General features: G+C 41.6%; 16 protein-coding genes. 6 read left to right on the forward strand and 10 right to left on the reverse strand.

Annotation, left to right across the window (positions count from 1 at the left end; translation table 11 throughout):
- Nucleotides 1–15: 15 nt before the first annotated feature.
- Nucleotides 16–1,698 (reverse strand): acyl-CoA dehydrogenase family protein, encoded by a 1,683-nt coding sequence (locus BM090_RS09825; protein ID WP_221405374.1) that lies wholly within the window; start codon nucleotides 1,696–1,698, stop codon nucleotides 16–18.
- Between the two features lie 15 nt (nucleotides 1,699–1,713).
- Nucleotides 1,714–2,676, reverse strand: coding sequence for an NAD(P)H-dependent flavin oxidoreductase (locus BM090_RS09830; protein ID WP_091511708.1), 963 nt, complete (start codon nucleotides 2,674–2,676; stop codon nucleotides 1,714–1,716).
- A gap of 252 nt (nucleotides 2,677–2,928) precedes the next feature.
- On the opposite strand from BM090_RS09830, the gene BM090_RS09835 reads away from it, so the two are divergent.
- From BM090_RS09835 to BM090_RS09850, 4 genes are all read left to right on the forward strand, one after another.
- Nucleotides 2,929–3,777: a helix-turn-helix domain-containing protein gene (locus BM090_RS09835; protein WP_177199897.1), complete on the forward strand. Its 849-nt coding sequence runs from the start codon at nucleotides 2,929–2,931 to the stop codon at nucleotides 3,775–3,777.
- 132 nt (nucleotides 3,778–3,909) lie between these two features.
- On the forward strand, nucleotides 3,910–7,845 hold the full coding sequence (locus BM090_RS09840) for a PAS domain S-box protein (protein ID WP_091511713.1): 3,936 nt from the start codon (nucleotides 3,910–3,912) through the stop codon (nucleotides 7,843–7,845).
- Nucleotides 7,846–7,932: 87 nt separating this feature from the next.
- Nucleotides 7,933–8,307: a response regulator gene (locus tag BM090_RS09845; RefSeq protein ID WP_091511715.1), complete on the forward strand. Its 375-nt coding sequence runs from the start codon at nucleotides 7,933–7,935 to the stop codon at nucleotides 8,305–8,307.
- A 99-nt stretch (nucleotides 8,308–8,406) separates the two neighbouring features.
- Nucleotides 8,407–9,114, forward strand: coding sequence for a 16S rRNA (uracil(1498)-N(3))-methyltransferase (locus BM090_RS09850; RefSeq protein WP_091511718.1), 708 nt, complete (start codon nucleotides 8,407–8,409; stop codon nucleotides 9,112–9,114).
- 360 nt (nucleotides 9,115–9,474) lie between these two features.
- On the opposite strand, the gene BM090_RS09855 is transcribed toward BM090_RS09850, so the two are convergent.
- The 4 genes from BM090_RS09855 to BM090_RS09870 form a co-directional block, all read right to left on the reverse strand.
- Nucleotides 9,475–9,888, reverse strand: a complete 414-nt coding sequence (locus BM090_RS09855; RefSeq protein WP_091511720.1) for a hypothetical protein — start codon at nucleotides 9,886–9,888, stop codon at nucleotides 9,475–9,477.
- A 289-nt stretch (nucleotides 9,889–10,177) separates the two neighbouring features.
- Complete coding sequence (locus tag BM090_RS09860; RefSeq protein WP_091511723.1) at nucleotides 10,178–10,369, reverse strand: hypothetical protein; 192 nt, start codon at nucleotides 10,367–10,369, stop codon at nucleotides 10,178–10,180.
- Between the two features lie 322 nt (nucleotides 10,370–10,691).
- Nucleotides 10,692–11,465, reverse strand: a complete 774-nt coding sequence (locus BM090_RS09865) for a hypothetical protein (RefSeq protein ID WP_091511726.1) — start codon at nucleotides 11,463–11,465, stop codon at nucleotides 10,692–10,694.
- A gap of 1,162 nt (nucleotides 11,466–12,627) precedes the next feature.
- Complete coding sequence (locus BM090_RS09870; RefSeq protein WP_091511730.1) at nucleotides 12,628–12,855, reverse strand: hypothetical protein; 228 nt, start codon at nucleotides 12,853–12,855, stop codon at nucleotides 12,628–12,630.
- A gap of 231 nt (nucleotides 12,856–13,086) precedes the next feature.
- On the opposite strand from BM090_RS09870, the gene BM090_RS09875 reads away from it, so the two are divergent.
- Nucleotides 13,087–14,298, forward strand: a complete 1,212-nt coding sequence (locus BM090_RS09875) for an acyl-CoA dehydrogenase family protein (RefSeq protein ID WP_091511733.1) — start codon at nucleotides 13,087–13,089, stop codon at nucleotides 14,296–14,298.
- A 269-nt stretch (nucleotides 14,299–14,567) separates the two neighbouring features.
- On the opposite strand, the gene BM090_RS09880 is transcribed toward BM090_RS09875, so the two are convergent.
- From BM090_RS09880 to BM090_RS09890, 3 genes are all read right to left on the reverse strand, one after another.
- Nucleotides 14,568–16,028: an amino acid permease gene (locus tag BM090_RS09880; protein ID WP_091511737.1), complete on the reverse strand. Its 1,461-nt coding sequence runs from the start codon at nucleotides 16,026–16,028 to the stop codon at nucleotides 14,568–14,570.
- A 210-nt stretch (nucleotides 16,029–16,238) separates the two neighbouring features.
- Nucleotides 16,239–17,048 carry an alpha/beta fold hydrolase gene (locus tag BM090_RS09885; protein WP_091511740.1) on the reverse strand — a complete coding sequence of 270 codons (810 nt, stop codon included), beginning with the start codon at nucleotides 17,046–17,048 and terminating at the stop codon, nucleotides 16,239–16,241.
- Between the two features lie 201 nt (nucleotides 17,049–17,249).
- Nucleotides 17,250–17,696, reverse strand: a complete 447-nt coding sequence (locus BM090_RS09890) for a DUF1569 domain-containing protein (RefSeq protein WP_091511744.1) — start codon at nucleotides 17,694–17,696, stop codon at nucleotides 17,250–17,252.
- A gap of 235 nt (nucleotides 17,697–17,931) precedes the next feature.
- On the opposite strand from BM090_RS09890, the gene BM090_RS09895 reads away from it, so the two are divergent.
- Nucleotides 17,932–19,197 (forward strand): ABC transporter permease, encoded by a 1,266-nt coding sequence (locus BM090_RS09895; RefSeq protein WP_091511748.1) that lies wholly within the window; start codon nucleotides 17,932–17,934, stop codon nucleotides 19,195–19,197.
- Between the two features lie 71 nt (nucleotides 19,198–19,268).
- Here BM090_RS09895 and BM090_RS09900 read toward each other — a convergent pair whose 3' ends face one another.
- Nucleotides 19,269–22,319: a T9SS type A sorting domain-containing protein gene (locus tag BM090_RS09900; protein ID WP_091511751.1), complete on the reverse strand. Its 3,051-nt coding sequence runs from the start codon at nucleotides 22,317–22,319 to the stop codon at nucleotides 19,269–19,271.
- Between the last annotated feature and the right edge of the window lie 45 nt (nucleotides 22,320–22,364).

Consider the following 22,364-nt stretch of genomic DNA (forward strand, 5'->3'; position numbering starts at 1 on the left):
AACAGGTTGTTTGTTTTAGAAAACAGACGGAAAACTTCTTTCCAATATGCTTTCGTGGTGTATGTTATCCGAAATAAATGCGCCATAATTGGCGGCTAATGGCTGGCCAAGTCTGATGTCTATGAATGCGGCACTCATCAATTCGGGTGCACGTTGTTTCATCAGGCAAGCCTGTACGATAAGTGCCAGTTTTTCGGTTAATAATCGGGCTCTCGCTTCCAAAAGCGCAGGTTCTGCCGCAAACAATTGCCCCAAAGCCGCTATTGCTTTTAAGATTTGTGCCTCGCCGCCAGCCATTTGGCTCAATTCTCCCAACAAAACTTTTACTAATGCTGGCTCTTTGTGAACGGCTCTGAGTACATCCAAACACATGACATTACCCGAACCTTCCCAAATCGAATTGACGGGAGCTTCGCGGAAAAGCCTTGCCATTATGCCATCGTCCACGTAACCATTTCCACCGAAAACTTCCATTGCTTCCGCCGTCAGGCTTTCGGCACGCTTGCACGTCCAGTATTTGGCCGCAGGCGTTACCAATCTTTTCCACGCTTTGGCCGAAAGGTCGTTTTCGTCGGCTTCGAACGCTTCGGAAAGTCTCAAACCTAAATGTTGGGCGGCTTCGCTTTCCAGCGCAAAATCCACCAAAACATTGCGCATGAGCGGTTGTTGATACAATTTTTCACCAAAAGCAGTTCTTTGTCTGGTATAAGCAATGGCTTGTACGGTAGCTTGGCGAATAATCCCCGCGCTGCCCAACACACAAGCCAAACGCGTATAATTGGCCATTTCGATAATGGTCGGGATACCTCTTCCCTCTTCGCCCATCAAAATGCCCCACGCGTCCTGAAATTCTACTTCACTACTCGAATTACTTTTGTTGCCGACTTTGTCTTTCAGGCGTTGCACTTGTACGGCGTTTTTTGTGCCATCAAATTTCCATCTTGGTACAAAAAAGCAACCCAGCGCATCGGTATCGCTTGTACGTGCCACCACCAAATGCGCATCGCACATGGGAGCCGAAAAAAACCATTTGTGCCCTTTGAGCAAATAGGCTTGGCCTCGCCCCGACTTGCCGACAGGCGTGGCAATCGTCTGGTTGGCTCTTACGTCGGAGCCGCCTTGTTTTTCGGTCATGCCCATGCCAATCCAAACCGATTTTTTGTCGGCAATCGGCAAATCTCTTTCGTCGTATTCGTGGCTGAGCAATTTATCTTTGAGTAATTGCCAGAGTTCTGATTCTCTGGCAATCAATGGAATAGCTCCTTGCGTCATGGTAGTCGGGCACATAGAACCGTCTTCCACCTGCGACATGAGCATAAAACTTGCGCCAAAAAATGCCCAACGGTGCGGCTGTTCACTTTCAAACGGTGCGGAAATCATTCCCGAATTTTTGGCATATTTCATAAACCAATGCCAAGCAGGATGAAATTCCACCACGTCGCGGCGGTTGCCTCTGTTATCAAACGTATGCAAAACAGGCGTGTGTTTGTTGGCTAATGTGGCCTGATGATATGCCCACGCCGTGCCAATATCATGGCCTGTTTGCTGCAAGATATCCGTTGCCCATTGGGCGTTTTTTTGTTCAAAATATTCTTTAAGCACAAGGTCTGTGCTAAACAAATTATAGTCGGCCAACTCGGTGTATTGGTTACTGACCGAGTGGGTTGCCCAAGAAGTTTCCATAGCTAATTTACTCAAACAAGGGATTTTTGACTAAAAACTAAGTTGTGCGCTAATGGCGGCGTTTTTGTCCAAAGCAGATTTGTACTCCGATTTAAGTTTTTCTACTAACGCGTGCACACTCACCACCTCCGTGATGCCCGCGCAACCATGTCCCGCCGACCAAATATCTTTCCACGCTTTGGCCTCATCGCCAGAGAGTTTCGAGAAATCCTCTTCTTTTTTCTCTTCAATGTTAATGCCCGCTTTCACGATGCTTTGTTTGAGGAAGTTGGCATTCACACCCGACACGCCGTCTGTGTAAATAATGTCGTCGATGCCCGAACTCACAACCATCGCTTTGTATTCGTCTTGTGCCAAACATTCTTGCGTAGCAATAAAACGCGTCCCCATGTAAGCGAAATCCGCGCCAATGGTTTGAGCCGCCAAAACGTCCGCGCCCGTGTCGAGGCTGCCCGCCAACAACACCGCACCTTTATAAAAATTTTTAATTTCGGAAATAAGCGCGAACGGATTGGCCGTACCCGCGTGGCCACCCGCACCCGCCGACACGCAAATAAGTCCATCGACACCTGCTTCGGCAGCTTTTTCGGCGTGGCGTTTCTTCACGATGTCGTGAAAAACCAAACCGCCATAGCTATGCACCGCGTCCACCAATTCTTTTACAGCACCCAACGAAGTGATAACCAACGGTACTTTGTATTTCATACACAATTGCAAATCAGGCATTACGCGCGGATTGGTTTTGTTTACGATAATGTTCACGCCAAACGGCGCAGCTTTGCGGCCTGTCTCTTGCTCAAACTTGGCCAATTCCGTCGTTACTTCCTGCAACATTGCTTCAAACGCTTCGCTGGTGCGGCCATTGAGGGCTGGAAACGTGCCCACAATGCCATTTTTACAACATTCGATTACCAACTTTGTCCCCGAAATAATGAACATCGGCGATACGATTACGGGCAACGTAAGTTTTGATTTTAAGTCTTGTACTGTCATGTCTTTTTTTACTTGTTAAATGTTTGGTATATAATTTTGTTTGCTAAAAAATATCCTACTCGGATAGGCCAGTAATATTAACCAAAAGATATTTATGCTTGGCACATCTCAAAAAAATTAAATTAGTAGTTCTTTTTACCGACCTTACGATTTAACAAATGTATGGAACAAGAAAGCCGTATATTTGACATTATTTTTCTATTTTTTGACTATTTTCACCTCCTTTATACCCCAAATATTTGTTACTCGCGTATGGCAGAGCGCAACACCAAAACCAAAATACGAGATTATTACGTGGCCGAAGTGCACAGCCACAACCTGTTACGCCGCTCGGCGGTGCGCATGAGTGGCTACCAATTGGCATTTTGTTTGTCGGGGCACATTACCATGAAAGTTTCTGACCAAGAAATCCGATACGAACAAGGTAGTTTTGCCATTTTTAGCCCGTTCAACACGCTGGAAGTCTCCGATGCATCCGAAGATTTTCGGTGTACGTTGGTCATGTTCCAGAAAAGTTTCCTGACCGAGACGCTCAACAACATTTATTTTTTGGAAAGATTTCAGCTTTTGCGCAACAAAGGCATTGGCTATGTGCAACTTACCGCCGAAGAGCACGAACTTATTTGGGGACTGATTCATCGCATCAAACGCATTATTGGCGAAGACGCGCACGCGTTTCAGAAGGAAATTATCCGAAGCGAGATTATTATTTTTTTGTATGAAATAGAAAATATCTTGCTCAGCCGCGACAATGGCCAAACAGCCAACGCCAAACACATCGGGAAAGAAAAACGCTTGGCTGACTTTCAACAATTACTGGTAAAACATTTTTACAAAGAACGCAAAGTAACGTTTTATGCCAACGCCCTGAACACGTCCATCGCGCAACTGAGCAAACTACTCACCGACACGACAGGCCGCACGGCCAAAGAACACATCGACGAGCTACGACTCATGCAAGCCAAGCACTTACTCAAAGCGGGCAAGTACAATGTTTCGGAAGTGGCCAGCTTGTTGTATTACGATAACATTGAAGAGTTTAGCCGTTTTTTTAAGAAGAAAACAGGCACAAGCCCACTGCGGTATGCCAAAGAAAAGTAAAGTTTTTTGCAAAATTTCTTACAGATAAAACCACTAAAAACCAAGCAATTATTGTACCTACATAAGATTTAGTTTTTTATTTAAAAGAGAAAACAGCATTTTTGTTAAACATAATTGGTTGTTTTGATTACTATGCTATACCCTGCCGAAATAGAAGTTGCCTTATACAGACAGCTCTTAAATACGAGCCACGATGCCATTTTGTTGCTCAACGAAGATTATTTGTTTATCGAATGCAACGAACGTACACTTACCATGTTTGGCGTGCGTCGAGAAGAAATTGTAGGGGCTTCGCCTACTTCCATTTCGCCCGCCAAACAAGCAGACGGCAGTTCTTCAATAGAAAAAGCAATTTATTACATTGAGCAAGCCTTTGGCGGAAAGCCACAATTTTTTGAGTGGCAGCACCAGCACAAAAACGGCAATATTATTGAGACTGAAGTAATGTTACAGCCGCTTACTTTTGGAGACAAAAGCTACATTCAGTCGGTGGTTCGGGACATTACGGCGCGTAAGCAAGCCGAAAAAGTAATCGACGAAAATGAGCGAAAATTTGAGATACTGGCCAATAACGCGCCCACGTTGCTCAAGCTGGCCAATGCCAACAACTATTATTACTACTTCAGCAAACAATGGCTGGACTTCACCAAAAGCACACCCGAAGGCGAGCAAAATAACGGTTGGCTCACCCACATTCACCCCGACGATTTGGGGTTGATGTTGGCCACGATGGACATGGCCTTTAAGCGAAGAAAAAAATACGAAATGCAATACCGCATGCGCCGCCACGACGGAGAGTTCCGCCTGATGCTCGACAGCGGAGTGCCTTACACAGACAAAACGGGGGATTTTAAGGGCTATATTTCTTCTATCCTCGACATTACCGAACGCCAGCAAGCCGAAGAGCACCTCAGTCGGCAATTGGCGGCACAAGCCACCGAAAACCAACTACTCCATTCCATGCAAAACGCCCATCTTTTATCGGTTTCCCTGGACAAAGAAGGAACGATTTTACACAGTAACAATGCCTTTGAAAAAGTGATGGAGCAGCCTCTCTGCACCCTGATTGGCAAAAAATGGCAAAATTTTTGGTACAAAAACACCTACAATACAACGCCTGAACTTTCACCCGAAACGGATTTAATCAATAACACCGAGTACGAAATAGTCAATCAGTACGGGCAAGTAAAACTACTCAAGTTTAATTCTATTTTCTTGGGAAGTTCCAACACCTACATACTTATCGGGGAAGATATTACCACCCAACGCCGCACCCAAAACGCACAAAATCTCTACTATCTGATGGCTAATTTGATAGTAGAAAGCACGAATCTATCAACGCTTTACGAAAATATTCACAACGAACTAAAAAAAGTAATTGATGCGGACAACTTCTATATAGCCTTGGAGGAAGCCGACGGAAAAGACATTCGGTTTGTGTATTATGTGGACGAAAATTTTGGCGGAAAAGTGGATCGTGGCGCACGCCCCAAAAGTAATGGCCTGACCGAATACGCCATGGATCAGGGCAAGCCGCTTTTTTTGCACGAAGAAATTTTAGCGCAGTTAATAGAACAAAAAATTATCACGGTACATGGACGTATGCCCAAAGTATGGCTCGGCGTTCCGCTCAAAATCAATGATTCGGTCATTGGCCTAATTGCCATACAGTCGTTTGTAAGTGCCAGTACCTACACGCCGCAAGACTTGGAACTACTGCATTTTATTTCGGGGCAAATGGCTTTGGCCATTCAGCGTAAAGCGCAAGAAGAAAAAATACAAGAACAAAGCGCACGGCTCAACGCCATTTTTGAAAGTAGTTCGCACTTGATGTGGTCGGTGGACAGGCAAAATCAACTCACTTCTTTCAATAAAAACTACCAGACGACCAGCCAACATACGCGCCTTTTGCCAAGTCATCCGATTGATAAACTTTGCAATTGGCCAGCCGACCAACTACAAAAACGCTATGAGTCCGCTTTTGAGGGAAAGGCACAACATTTTGAAATACATGCACTTAATCCCGATAGTACAACGCGTTGGCTCGAAATTTTCCTAAACCCGATACACTGGCACAAAGATTATATTGCGGAAGTTTCGGGCATTGCGCACGATATTACCGAAAAGAAAAACAACGAAATCGCACTACAAGAAAAAGAGGAAAAATTCCGCAATATTTTTGAGTCGTTCCAAGACATTTATTTCCGTACCGATGCCAATGGCAATTTCTTGATTATCAGCCCTTCGGTGAAAGAAATTTGCGGCTACACACCCGAAGAAATCATCGGAAAAAACATCAATGCCTTTTATATCTACAACGTTCGGCGCAAACAAGCCATCAGAAGTTTGTATCGCAAAGGACGTATCAAAAACTTTGAAGTGCCCATTGTGGCTGAAAATGGCGACGTGCAAAATTTCATTACCAATATTCGGATTATTTATGACAATAATAACCGCGTGATTGGTACGGAAGGCGTTGCCCGCGACATTACGGAATTGAAAAAAGCGTCAGAAGCGTCAGAAAAAGCCAAAGAACTCGCGGAACGCTCACTGAAAGTAAAAGAAAAGTTCTTGGCCAACATGAGCCACGAAATCCGAACACCCATGAACGGAATTATCGGCGTGATTGATTTGCTTTCGGATACGGATTTGCAGCCACAACAACAAGAATACGTCCAGACCATCAAAAAATCGTCGGAAACACTGCTCAACATTTTGAACGATATTTTGGATATTTCTAAAATTGAAGCGGGCAAAATGGAGCTCCGTAAAACAACTGTAAGTCTTTCGCACACAGCCGAAAAACTCATTTCGCTGTACAGACCACAAGCCAACACAAAAGGTTTGGTATTGGGCTATACGATAGCACCCGAAGTGCCGCAATTTATTCGCGCCGACGAAACGCGGCTTTTGCAAATCCTTTCAAACCTCACCTCCAACGCCATCAAGTTTACGGATGAGGGCAGCATTAAAGTCAATTTTTCTTTAACAGAAAAGAAAAACAATGTTTATACGATTCGCTGCGAGGTAAAAGATACGGGCATAGGCATTTCGGAAGAAAATCAAAAAATCTTGTTCGGATATTTCGAGCAAATAGACATTTCTTCTACCAAATCCTATGGCGGTACGGGCTTGGGACTAGCCATTTCCAAGCAACTCACACAACTAATGAAAGGCGATATAGGCATAGCATCCGTTGAAGGCGAAGGTTCTACATTTTGGTTTACATTTCAGGTGAAAGAGGCCAAGCCCGAAACTTTTTTAGAACCTCGAAAAAGCAAAAAATTAGACATTGTTTTTGATGCCGAATCGGCTCCTTACCTGCTAGTAGTGGACGACAATCATATTAACCAGAAAGTAGCGTCCGAAATTTTGAAAAAAATCGGCTGCCGTGTAGAAGTAGCCAGCAACGGTTTGGAGGCCATCGAAATGGTCAAAAACAATGCTTATTCGTTGGTACTCATGGATATACAAATGCCAGAAATGGACGGTGTAACCGCTACGCAACACATCAAGGATTTGCATTTACCACACACGCCAACCATTATTGCCATGACGGCTTATTCCATGCAAGACGACCGCGAAAAGTTTTTGCAAGCAGGCATGGACGACTACATCCCAAAGCCAATCAATGCCGAAAAACTTACAAGCGTAATAAAACATTGGCTACCTCAAGCCAACACTCGTACTGCTGAGGCAAAAGCCTCTGCAACTACTGTCAATGAAATTTTGAATTTGGAAGTAGTGGGACAATTGCGTAAACATTTGGGCGAGGAGTTTTTGGTAGAAACATTCAAAGAATTTGAAATAGAGGCCGCCGAACTCATCGAAATCTCCAAAAAAGAAGCCCAAGAAGGCAATGACAAAGGTGTACTGTCGGCTCTACATACTCTCAAAGGCAATTCGGGAACGATGGGAGTCGAACAGGTCGCACGCAAAGCCAAAGACATCGAAACAGATTTAAAAAATGGGAAAAAAGCTAAATTATTAGAAAATTTGACAGAACTTTCTATGGCTTTTGAAGATTTTTTGGCTAACTATGCAAACATATTGCAAGCGAAAAGCTAACTTTGTGGCGCAGTTGCTGGCAGACAGCTACTGCCCGACTCATCAAGTAACTATTTTAAAATAATTAAGCAGTAAATCTATCTACCAATGACAAAGACGGTGCTTATAGCCGAAGACAGTTCGGTTATTCAGAATTTGGCAAAAAAAATCTTACAATTCCAAAATTTCGAGATTTTGTCGGCCAAAAACGGACAAGCAGTATTAGAGCTCCTCAACGATAACACGATTGATGTTATCCTGATGGATATAAATATGCCGATAATGGACGGAATGGAGTGCGCGCGCGAAATCCGCCACCTTTCTAATCCAGAAAAAGCCAATGTGCCTATTATTGCCATTTCGGGCAATGCTAAAGGCTACACCATGCACGATTTTAAAGAAGTGGGATTCAATGAATATTTGCCAAAGCCACTTAACTTTGATTCAGTAGTTGAATTGGTAAAAAAATATACAAATCGCTAAGACTCATTTGCTTTTAGCAGATTAAAACCCAAACCGCTTGTTGGACAACTCACTGACCGACAGGCGGTTGTTTTTTTATGAAATAGATTTAGTGAATTTATGCAATTATTTTATTTGGCCGACTGCCAAAACGTTACGCATTTCGACGAAGACGAGTCCAAACACATCGTGCGCGTGCTGCGCAAAGAAGTAGGCGATACGCTGCACCTAACCGACGGCAAAGGCTATTTGTACACGGCCATCATCACCGACGCACACCCCAAAAAATGCCAGTTTCGCATACAAGAACGCAGCTACACGCCGCCGCGACCTTTTGCCATTCATTTGGCCATTGCGCCGACCAAAAACATTGACCGCATCGAATGGATGTTGGAAAAAGCCGTAGAAATGGGCATTGAGGAAATTACTTTCCTAAACACTGCACACTCAGAGCGCAAACAAATCAATTTGGAGCGTTTGGAAAAAGTGGCCATCAGTGCCGCCAAACAATCCCTGAAAATGTATGTGCCTGTGCTTCACGAGATGATTTCTTACAAACAATTTCTGAAACAATGCACCGCCGACCAAAAATGGATTGCGCATTTAGAGGAAGGCGAACGCTTGCCGCTGCACAAAGCCATTCGCCCACAGCAAAAATACTGTATCCTGATTGGTCCTGAAGGAGATTTTGCGCCCGAAGAAATAGACATGGCCAAAGAAGCGGGTTTTGGGGCAGTTACGCTGGGCGAAAGCCGCCTTCGCACCGAAACGGCTGGCCTTGCCGCTTGCTTTACCCTCAATTTGATGAATGAAATGGGAGAAAAATAAAAGAAGCCATGCAACTATTTTAATTATATTTTTTTATTTTTCTATCTATAATTTTTAGGTTCTTACTAAACCAGCCTGATTTCTGCCAGATGAGTTTTTTTCTTGTATCATATAAATAAAGTATTGGAAATTCATCGTAATTTTTCAAACCTTTTATGTTTATATAATTAACAAAAGTATATTTTTATATAAATTACTCAGATTTTCTATTTTACTTTGTTTACCAAAATCTACTATATATAATAACAAAAAACGTTAGTGGCAATCTAACGTCTTAATTCTCTAACTTGATGTTGTCATCGCATCTAATCACACAAATCCATCGGTTATTTGATTTGCAATGACCTCGTTTAGGCTAGCCTATCGAATATTGTAGCATTTTTTTGATGGCTGCGGAGATCTGAGGGAAATACCAAAATACGCCCAAAAAGCATCACTAGATTTCGTATCTAATAATTCTCTTTCTACTCCATCATATATAGCTCCAACAAATACCCCATTTTCAAAAGTAAGACTATTTAAAAACTCATTATAAACTTTCTCGCTTAATCCAAACTTTTTATCTAAGTTGAGAGCCTCCATATCTTTTCTTGAAGTAATTTCACCAACTCTCATGGAAGATGTGCTGATTTTATCCTTAACAACCTCTTCAGCTTTAGAACTCAAAAAGAAAAAACCGAGAAAAAAAACAATAAAAAACCTTGTAAATTTTTCATAATTATAATATTTAAATTTTAAATAAAAATTGTTTATATAAATTGCCACTAACTTCACATGATAGCATTAGCTATAAAGCAGGAATAAACTACAAATACTTTATATACCATCCCCCACTAAAATCCGAAACACAGCGAATAATTGCAAATATTTTTATATTTAATTTTTAAATAACCACACCAAAGTGCAAAATCTCCCCTACCCAAAATTTCGGCACTTTTAGGTTATTTTCGGTTTAAATAAATCTGTACACATACAAGACGTTTCTCGAAGACAAAAAGGGTGACAAGCCTCCAGCAAAAAGTTTTCCACACCTAATAATTTACTGATAATCGACACAATCAATTTAAAATTTCTGGCAACGTGCAGACAAGATGCCACACCTACGGCGTTCAAAGCCTATCGCCTTCTCTTTTTCTACCAAGATTCCAACCCTAACGGGTTTAATGGCATTTATCGCCACCAACACCACAAAGCCTTTAGGCTTTGTAGCATAATTACACACACAAACGCGCCCCGCCACATCCGCATTTTGCATAAAAAAAAACAGGCCTCGGAGCGTTCCGAAGCCTGTGAGAAAAAACGATAAAGAATACGAGATTTATACCCTATTGCCTTTTTTTCAGCATTTTGAGTATGCTATAGTATGCGATAACCGACGTAAGCATAAAAACCAACGAAAAAGGGATAAACTTTACGTAATCATCATAAATGCCTATTCTCTTACTGATATAATTGCACGCAAATGAAGAAAATACAACAACTAACAGTAGTTTTATTCTTTCTGCTATACTCATAAAACTATAATTAAGGGTTAAGTATTTTATTTTATAAATTTAAGTACTAGCATCAATTAAACATTAGACAAAAACAGCTTTGAACCATCTAGTGCTTGGAACAGAACCTCCAATTGCTCCTCCCAAAGCACCCATTCCAGCATGTCCCCAATTTATTGGATGACCATCTATCCAATCATTTCCTATTGAAACCCCAGCACCTACCAACGCACCCATAGCATCCATTCCAACCCAAATAGGCAATGATGGCGGATTTTGAGTATTTTGATGATACTGATACCAATATTCTAAAGAATTTGCTGCAACTGCAATTGTGAGTCTAGAAACATAACCTTGATGTACCGAATAATCTAACTTCAAATTATCAATAGAACTACTTGCCTTTTGAATTGATGACTTCACCGCCTTGTAAGCATCACTTCTATTGGTTAGTTTCTTACTATCCTCAATGGCTATAAACAATTCCTCTACAATAGCAAACTCCTGCTGGCTCAGAACGTTCGGGATAGAAACCAGTCGTTTAGCATTATCAACATAAGCATCTTTAAGGTTTAAAGATGAATAATTTTCTGGAGTATAAAGTTCATCCCTTTTATAGTAAGATGCCTTAATCTCATCATCACTTAATTGCAATAAATGAGTCTCAGAATTATATTGTAATAATTGCGTTAAGCATGCCTCATCAATTGCTTTTAAATCAAGAGAATCTCCCTTACCTAAAACAACATTATGGTCTATATATTCTATGATTTCATTGTGAGATTTACCTATTAACTCAGGAGTTAGTATAACAGCACCAATCTCCGCACTACCATCTCCAGAAGAAGCCTTGGGCAAATCAGACTTATTACAAGCAAAAACGAATGCGACAAGCGCAAAAACATAATAAATACTTTTTTTTCATTGTACAAAATTTAGATTTAATTTTCATGCCTACTATCTTATTTTAGTATCTGTTCGGCTTATTTTCCCACAAGTAACCATAATCAAACAGGTTATGGTGCTTAATATTATTAACAACGTTGTGAGTGCAAACATAACACACACGTTAATTGTATCAAAATATTTTCGTATTTTTTTTAAAAATAATCACACTAAAACACATAATGTCCCCTACCCAAAATTTTGGCACTTTTAGGTTATTTTCGGTTTAAATAAATCTGTACGCATACAAGACGTTTCTCGAAGATAAAAAGGGTGACAAGCCTCCAACAAAAAGTTTTCCACACCTAATAATTTACTGATAATCAAAACAATTCTTTTAAAATTTCTGGCAACGTGCAGGCAAGATGCCACACCTACGGCGTTCAAAGCCTATCGCCTTCAATTTACTACCAAGATTCCAACCCTAACGGGTTAATGGCATTTATTGCCGCCAACACAAAGCCTTTAGGCTTCGTATCTTTGTAGCATAATTACACACACAAACGCGCCCCGCCACATCCGCATTTTGCATAAAAAAAAACAGGCCTCGGAGCGTTCCGAAGCCTGTGAGAAAAAACGATAAAGAATACGAGATTTATACCCTATTGCCTTTTTTTCAGCATTTTGAGTATGCTATAGTATGCGATAACCGACGTAAGCATAAAAACCAACGAAAAAGGGATAAACTTTACGTAATCATCATAAATGCCTATTCTCTTACTGATATAATTGCACGCAAATGAAGAAAATACAACAACTAACAGTAGTTTTATTCTTTCATTTATATTCATAATATTTGATTTAATGGTTATAGTGTCTGTACAAGGGGGGAAACCTTACTCATAATATTTACCTGCTTTTCAATTTTTTGTTTAGCCTATAATATATTATAAAAGACGTAAACATAAAAACGATTGAAAACGGAATGCTCTTTAGGTAATCATGAGAAATTCCCATTAATATACTTGCATAACTACCTAAAAACGAAGTAACAAGTACAAATATACCTAGTTTTGTGTTTTCATTCATAATAAATCTGGTTAAGGGTTAAATACATTAAGCTCACTATATTTACCTAAACCGATGCTTGTTTTCTTTTCAAACTATTCATTCCCAAACGCACAAAATACACGATTGGCAAAAATGGCAAAAAGAACGAAAAGAAAATCCAGAGAAAAGATTGCACTTTAGAGTTTGAATTTTTGAGCTCTACGGCAATTAAGGCCATGAGCGAAAATAAAAATAATCCCAGACCTGCCGAAATTACGGAATTACCGAGCGGCGAACTAATCATGAAATCCATAAAGTATGTTTAAGATTTAAAATGAGCACTTTAGCAAGCTATTTGCCCGCCGTTTTCTGTTGCAAAGTCCCCAAAACAAACAAAACTTGCAAGTATTTTTACATTTTATTTTAGGAAATCTGTACAATTAAAGTTCCATTCTAAAAATTTGCGGTATTTCTCTATATTTGCCGCCAAACAATCTATCAATACATCGGGTTCGTACCCATCAAAAAACATTATTTCAAAACAATGTATTCTACAGAAGAACAAATTCAACGCCGCACGGCTACGGACACATTCGAGTCGCCAGATTTTTATAACATTGACGACTTGCTCACCGAAGAACACAAACTTATTCGTGGCACGGTGCGCGAGTTCGTGAAAAAAGAAATTTCGCCAATCATCGAAGATTGTTGTCAAAAAGCATATTTCCCTTACGATTTGGTACGCAAATTCGGTGACGTGGGCGCGTTTGGCCCAACTATCCCGACCGAATACGGCGGCGGCGGTCTTGATTACATTTCTTACGGCCTTATCATGCAAGAAATTGAACGCGGCGATTCTGGTATGCGCTCGACGGTTTCCGTGCAAAGTTCGTTGGTGATGTATCCTATTTATGCTTTCGGCAACGAGGCGCAACGCAAAAAATATTTACCAAAATTGGCATCTGGCGAATGGCTGGGCAGTTTTGGCCTTACCGAACCCGACCACGGCTCAAATCCTGCGGGCATGGTAACCAACTTCAAAGACATGGGCGACCATTATTTGCTGAACGGGGCTAAAATGTGGATTTCTAACGCACCGCGTGCAGATGTGGCCGTAGTTTGGGCGAAAAACGAAGAAGGTCGTATTCATGGGCTTATCGTGGAACGCGGCATGGAAGGTTTCACCACGCCAGAAACACATAACAAATGGTCTTTGCGTGCAAGCTGCACAGGCGAGTTGGTATTTGATAACGTAAAAGTGCCAAAAGAAAACCTTTTGCCAAACAAATCGGGCTTGGGTGCGCCGCTTATGTGCTTGGATTCGGCACGTTATGGCATCGCGTGGGGAGCTATTGGCGCAGCAATGGACTGCTACGAGTCGGCTCGCAAATACGCGGCAGAACGTATCCAATTTGGCAAACCTATCGCTTCTTTCCAATTGGTACAGAAGAAGTTAGCTGAATTTTTAACCGAAATCACCAAAGCACAATTGTTGGCTTTGCGTCTGGGACAACTCAAAAACGAAGGCCGTGCCACAACTGCGCAAATCTCAACAGCCAAACGCAATAACGTGGACATGGCTTTGCACATCGCACGCGAAGCACGCCAAATTCATGGCGGCATGGGCATTACGGGCGAATACCCAATCATGCGCCACATGGCCAACCTCGAATCGGTGATTACTTACGAAGGAACACACGATATTCACTTGCTCATTTTGGGTAATGAAATTACAGGTATTCCAGCATTCAAATAAGAATTTACCATTACGAATACCAACAAAAACGCCTCTCAAGCAGTGATTTGAGAGGCGTTTTTGTGTTCATTAAAATTTAAAATTTTGATTACGCCAACTTCTTAGAAAATAATTGATGTATAAACTTCTACAAAGATTCTAATCCTAACGGATTTATTTAAAAATCAGGAACAAAAGCCATTAGGTGTGGCATCTTCCCCAAAAACAAAAGAAGTCCGCTAAAATCAATGCTTTAGCGGACTTCTTTGTGTATATTTTTCTACCAAGAACTATTCGGCAGGTTGGTTGCTTACTTTGCTGTGCTTGCGGCCATACGCAAAGTAAATCACGATACCCAACACCATCCAAATAATCAAACGTAACCAAGTATCACCAGGCAGCGTAGCCATTACGCCCAACGAAGACAAAATACCCAAGATTGGAAGCACTGGGAATAGTGGTGTTTTGAACGGACGGTTAATGTCTGGGCGTTTGTAGCGAAGTACCAAAATACCGCCGCATACAATCACGAAGGCAAGCAACGTACCGATAGATACCAACTCACCCAAAATATTGATGGGGAAAAGACCAGCCACCAAAGCCGCTACGCTACCCGAAATAATGGTTGTAACATAAGGCGTTTGGTATTTTGGATGCACTTTGCTGAAAGAGGCAGGCAACAAACCATCGCGAGACATAGCAAAGAAAATACGAGGCTGACCCATCAACATTACCAAAACTACAGAGCTAAGACCTGCAATCGCACCAATTTTGATTGGTGTACGAAGCCAATTCATGCCCTCGCCTGCTGTGTTTACGGCTACGGCCACAGGGGCAGCATCATTCAATTTCGGATAAGAAACAATACCCGTCATTACCAAACCAACCAACACATAAATAACCGTACACACGGCCAACGAACCTAAAATAGCCCAAGGCATATCTTTTTGAGGGTTTTTGGCTTCTTGCGCAGCAGTCGAAACGGCATCGAAGCCCACATACGCAAAGAAAATAACGCCAGCGGCACGGAACACACCGCTCCAACCGAAATGGCCAAATTCGCCTTGATTTTCAGGAATAAACGGATGCCAGTTTTCGGGCACTACGTAACTGATACCAAAAGCAATGAAAAGCAAAATCACGACAACTTTCACGAATACAATAACATTGTTAAAGTTTGCCGATTCTTTGATACCCGTTACCAAAAGTGCAGTCATTACCAAAATAATGAACACGGCAGGGAAATTAACAATCGCACCCGTAGAAGACCATTGTCCAGTAGCGGTGTCGTAAGCAAAAGGGGCACTCGAAATGGCTTGCGGAACAGTAACGCCCCAGTCTTTGAGGAAACTGACCACATAGCCCGACCAACCAACGGCCACCGTAGAAGCTCCGAACAAATATTCCAAAATCAAATCCCAGCCAATAATCCAAGCGATAAACTCGCCCAAAGTCGCATACGCATACGTGTAAGCACTTCCCGCAATCGGAATCATAGAGGCAAATTCGGCATAACAAAGCCCCGCAAAAGCGCAGGCAATCGCCGCGACCATAAATGAAAGAACTACCGCAGGCCCCGAATAGTTGGCGGCTGCTTGTCCTGTAAGAACGAAAATACCCGCCCCAATAATAGCACCGATACCCAACGAAACGAGATTCCAACGGCCAAGCGTGCGCTTGAGCGAGTTATGCTCGTCCGAAGATTCGGATAATAGCTTTGTTAATGATTTGGTTGCGAAAAGGTTTGCCATAAAAGTACGTTTAGTCTTTAATGTGTGTAATAAATTATTTTGAAAATCTACTTTAATTGGTTTTTACTGAAAAGTAAAGTCCAAGTTGTGCGTATTTTATGAGAAAGTCAATTTTATAGAAATTTCTTTTCTACTAAAAATACCAAAAGGCTACGTTGCTAACACCTATCGCAACATAGCCTTTTTCATACATTAGTAATAAAAATGAGATTACGCGTGCACCTCTACATCTTCCAAAAAGTGCTTGACCATGCGCAATGTCTCTTTTTCGCGCTCAAACATTCCCATGTGTCCTGTATTGTTCAAAATATGCACCGTGGCATTTTCGGGGATAATAAATTGTGCGCTGGTATGCACAAAATTGATAGCCGAGTCGTTGCGGCCAACAATGAACAAAATCGGGAAATTAGCTTTTTCCAGAACCTTTGTGCGGTCTTTGCGGTCGCGCATAGCCTTAATTGCTTCTACTACTGTCGATTTTGGCGTAGCCTTGCCCATATCTGTTACAAACTTGATTTCGTCTTTGAGTTCTTTGCGGCGGCCTTCAAAAAACAAAGGCGTTACGAACTCTTCCACAAATTCGGCTACTCCGTAGCGGTCTATATAATCCAGCGTTTTGGTGCGGCCTTGGCGTTTTTCGAGGCTGTCGGCGTGCGCTGTGGAATGAAATAAACCCAATCCTTTGAGGCGTTGAGAAAACTTCTCTGCAAAAGCCAATGCCACATAACCGCCCATCGAATGGCCAATCATTACGCATTGTTCTACGTTCAGATGCTTGAGCAAATGATATACATCTTCGGCCATATCGCCGATAGTAAGCGCGTGCGTAAGTGGCGGATTTTTCCCAAAACCTGCCAGATCTACCGTAATGACACGATAGTTTTTGGACAAAACAGGGACAAAGTTTTTCCAAATCTCTTTTGTTTCGCAAAACCCATGTAAAAGCACGACAGGTAAACCTTTGCCAGTTTCTTTATAACTGAGCAATAAAGGTTCGCCTTCTTGTTGAGGAATATCCATACACCTAAAAAATTATTTGTTTCCGTTAAATTGGTTTATATCGTATAATACGATTCAAAGCAAAGTTTTTTTTGATAAAAAAACAAGATAGCGCATAATCAACTTGTATTTTGGCTCAAATGCAAACGTTGTAGTAATTCGTTTACTTGATTAATACCAATAACAAACCTCGATTATTACATTGTTTCCATTAAGAAAAATTTAATACTTCACTTCCGACAGGTGGTCGGCTAGGTGCATGGCAAAATATTGATCGTATTCTTGTTTGGACAATGTTCCAAAAAACAAATGTGGTTGCAGGGGTTTTTCAAAAGCCTTAAACTGCTGAATCGTTTCGCGTAAAAGTGCGATACCTTCGGCGGTTGTACCTTCTGTCTGCAAAGCGGGCGAACCTGGCACAGGCGCGGCCAAATCGTGGCTCATATAGCCCTGACGTAAGAATTTAAAAATAGCGAGTTTGCCAATCGTCCATTGCAGCCACTTGGGTTTCTGGGCGGGGTAGCCCGTCATGGAATATGCTATGGTTTGGGCGCAGTGCTGAAAAATACGATACGCCGACCAATTGACGGTCTGAACATTGTGTTTTGCTGCGATTTTATCCAACTCAGCTAGTGCCTCGTCCAGATTTTTAAGAATTAGTTTAGACATTAGAATAAGATTTGATAGTGCTGCCGCAAGATGCAAATATTTTGGGTTTGTGGTACGTATTTTTTGTAGATGGCAACACCGATAATGTACTGTTTTATGAATTTGGAGTTTGCGATTGTAGATTAGTTATATGATTTTCGCATCTTAAATCACTAGTCATTTTTACCTAAAAGCCCAAACAACTGACTATCAAAGGTGATTATTGGGGAATATTAGCATTGTTTTCTTTTCTTAAATGAATATATTCAAAAAAAATACGATTCTGCGCATCGCCTTTGTGCATTTGGTGTCCAAACATCGCCAAACAATTGTAGCCATGCTGGGTGTAATGTTCGGCATTACCGTTTTTATCTTTCAGGCTGGTATTATTACGGGTTTACAAAACTATATGATTGACAAAATCATTAATAATTCGCCTCACCTGCACATTTTCAACGACCCCGAAAAATATCCACCCAGCATTGTCGAGAAAATGTCGCCAGACCCTAATCACTGGACAGTGCTACGCAATCAAAAGCAAAAAGATGTGGACAAACGCATTCATAATAGCAATGGTATTATTGAAATTATAGAACGTAATCCCGAAATACAAGGTGCTGCTCCTTTTGTGGGTACACAAGCCATCTTTAAGGCTGGTTTTAAAGAGCTTCCCGCCACTATTGCGGGCGTAGACATCGACAAAGAAAATCGGTTGTTTAATGTGCACCGCGACCAAATTGCGGGTGATGTCATGCGCCTAAAAACCATCAATAACGGCATTATTTTGGGCAAAGGCGTAGCCGAAAAGCTGGGCGCGAAAGTTGATGACATTATCACGGTCAGCACCACGTTTGCGGTAGTGGACATGAAAGTAGTCGGCATCACACAGACGGGTATTACGGCCATCGACGATGTGCGTGCCATGATGAATTTGCGCAGTGCCCAAAAACTCATGAATGCGGACTCTTATTATGTAACAGATATTAATATCAAACTCAAAAATCCTGACCACGCGGATATTCTTTCGACAGAATATGAAAAAATGTTTGGTTATCGTGCTCAAACGTGGAAAGATGCCAATGCAGGTATTTTTGGCGTATTTAAAATTCAAAACCTTGCGACCTACATGGTAATTGTTTCCATTCTGATTGTGGCGGGTTTCGGGATTTTCAATATCCTGATGATGATGATTTACGAAAAAATGACCGACATCGCCATTCTCAAATCAATTGGCTTCAAAAACCGCGATATTCGTAATTTGTTTATGATAGAAGCCCTCGTCATTGGGTTTGCTGGTGGCGTGTTGGGCTTAATATTTGGCTATGTAGTTTGTCGTATTGCGGCAATGGTAGAGGTAAAAATCAAAGGGCTTGTAACCCTCGACCACCTTAATATTAACTTTGATCCGATGTTTTATGTAGCAGGTTTTGCCTTTGCCATCATTTCGACAGCTTTGGCGGGTTATATTCCTGCTCGCAAGGCCTCACGCATTGACCCCGTGGATATTATTAGAGGAAAATAGTTTGAACTAGATACGTATAAAAGCAGAATGCCCACGATATTGTCGTGGGCATTCTGCTTTTATTTTAATGATTACTCCAACACGATTTTCTTCATACTTACACCTTTGCTGTCCGATACTTTCACGAAGTAAAGGCCTGAAGCATAGTCCGACAAACGAACTGTATTCGCGCCAGCCTCTTGTTTTTGGGTATAATAAACCTTGCCTGTTACGTCTGTTACCGTTACTTCCGAACGCTCAGACAAACTCACATGAAACTCCCCTTTCGCTGGGTTTGGCCACAACAACCATGAACCGTTAACCACATTTTGTTTGCTGCCTGTTATCACGTTGCCACCCAAACTCGGATTGCTATACACGATATTGTCAAACGTTGTTACCGTCTCGTTCGTTATCACTGGCGCGTTATAGTCGAAATAAATAGCGGCCTTGTTGCGCACTTTTGTTCCTAAAGCATTGCTCGACAAGGGTTTGATATAGAATTGTACAAAACCATTGCTTCCCAACTGATTTGCGCCGCTGTCTGGCAACATGATGTTGGCAAACGTCCAACGCAAATACGTTTTACCGTTCAACGTCTGTAAATCAATTTTGCCTTTATGCGACATCACGCCCAAACGCAAGCTTTCTATATCCAATTTCTCCGACAAAGTATCTACAACCGTTACCACATACGCCGTGTCGTTGCCTGTATTTTGGAAACGAATTAGGTATTCTAATTCCGTGTTCGGTGCTACAATGTTTTCAGATGTCAAACCACGCGGAAATACTTGTTTGTCGTTGGGGTCATAGCTATTGCGCACTTGGTCGCAACTCGTCGCTGTATTCACCGTATTATTCGCCGAAAACGCATCTACAAAACCTGTCGTAACGGTGCCGCCCGCCTGTACGCAACCTTCTACTACTACGCTTACTTGCTGCTCGGTTGGGTGGTTGGCTACTTGCTCGGCTTCCAAGCGAATCGTATGGCCATTGGCTAACACTTGAAAATTAAGAGAATCGGAAGCCGCCAATTTCACTTTTTTCTGCGCTATCAGCAACGAATCGTAATACACTTTATAATTCACCGAATCGCTCATATTGTTGGCTGTTGGGTTATAAATTCCCAAACGAACCATGCCATTGCCTACGCAAGAACCTTTCACACTTACCGCCGCGCCGTTCCAGTTGCTCGGCAACGGACAATCCGACACTGGATAAATACTCGCTTGCGCACACAACGTATAACCCATCGGTGCATTACACAAAACCGAATCTTGAACCGTAAAATAGGTATTAGTACCTGCGGCAACACTGCCCAACTCAAAACGATAGGTATGCGTAGCGGCATCTACCAAGCTCCATGACAAGGCACTTTGCTTCGGAACTAAATACGCTGGGAATTTTACCAAAACATAAGCATTCGGTGCGGCAACTGTTCCCACATTACGATACCAAACAATTGTTTGAGTTTTAGAGCAAGGTCTTAAACGACCTTCGTTAATACCAACCATTAGCTTATGACAATCGGCTATCTGAAAACCAAAGTTTTTATCTGAAACCACCAACGGTGTATTGCTTTCCGCCACACTAACGGCCTGCGCTCCTGTCGGACATACCTGAACCGCCATGTTTTCTAAATACGCAGGGATTACGGGTTGTACATGATACGTCGTAGCCGCTTGTTTGACTACACCCATTCGATAAAGACCATTTTCGTCAGTGAGTGCGTAATTGCCTTCTGCGGACTTTACTACCCAATTAGCTAATTTTTGGCCACTTGTATCCGCACAACTTGACGCAGAAGCAACTCTACTCAACGTGCCATTTATCTCATGGCCAATGCTTAATTTTGTAAAATATATCCTGCCAACTTGGGTCTGCAAACCATCCGCATAACCGCCACCATATATAATAGCATTTAGATCGTTAGGTGCATTAACAATTATATTTGCAAAATTCCCGCTCTTTTTCCAAAGTAAGTTACCTAAGCTATCTGTTTTGGCTATATATTGGCCATACTCTAACACATAGTAATTACCTTCCGAATCACGAATCCCTCTTTTAAAAGGATTGACAGCTGTGGCTGTGGCTGAAGTATTTAATTCTGCAATAAACTCAGAACCTACATAAGCTGCACCCGTAACACTCATACCCCAAATATCCGCTGTACTGGAATATACCTGAAAACTTACTCTAATTCCGTTACCACTTTTTCCTATCCCCGTTATATTATCGTTCCCTGTGCCTCCTGCTCTTTTCTTCAGCAAAAGTGTTCCATCAGGCGCATATTTCAACAAAACCATATCCCTTAGTCCTGCACTCACCAAACTTTCCCCCGCTACATTCAATGTATCATCAAATGAGCCTGCCAACCAAATATTACCTGCTGCATCTAATGCTAAACCAGAACGAACCTCATTCTCATTATGAAAATCAATATGTTTTACCCAATCCACCTCACCTACTGCATTACATTTAATCAACAAGCGATTGTCTTCATACATATAACCTGAAGAATCAAGCGGAGTTGTACCATAAACTTGATTTTGATAAATAATTGTATCGGCAAACGACTCAAGAATATAGGTATTACCTTGATTATCAATCACCATATTTTCGATAGAAATATTCTCCATAAAATACCCTTCAGCTAATTTCTTAGCCCAAAAGACTTGGCCATTATTAGCATTCAGTTTAGCGATAAAGGTTGAATTAGCACCTCCTTCTAATGTAGTATTACCCAATGATATATACTCCCAAAAACGCCCCCCGATATAAATATTACCTTGGTCATCTACTTTAAAGTGGGAAATATCAGTAATACTCGAACCTGAATAAAACATCTGTTCCCATAGTTTATTGCCATTCACATCATATTTAGCAATATAAGCTCCCACATCATCATGAGATGGAAAGACTGGATCTGTAAAATCAATACTATCAGATAAACTACCTACAATATACATATTACCGACATTATCTTTATAGGTAATTTTACCGTAATAAATAATGGTGTTATTTCCTGTTTGGCAGGTATCACAACTAATTTTCCGCGCCCATTCAAAATATGGCACTTGCCCTGAGGCCGAAAACGCAGCCATCAGTATAGCCACGAAAGTAAAGAGTTTTAGCTTTTGCATAAAAAAGTAAATTTTAAATCAATAAATGAATATTTATTGCAAACA

Source organism: Flexibacter flexilis DSM 6793, from assembly GCF_900112255.1.
Classification (GTDB): domain Bacteria; phylum Bacteroidota; class Bacteroidia; order Cytophagales; family Flexibacteraceae; genus Flexibacter; species Flexibacter flexilis.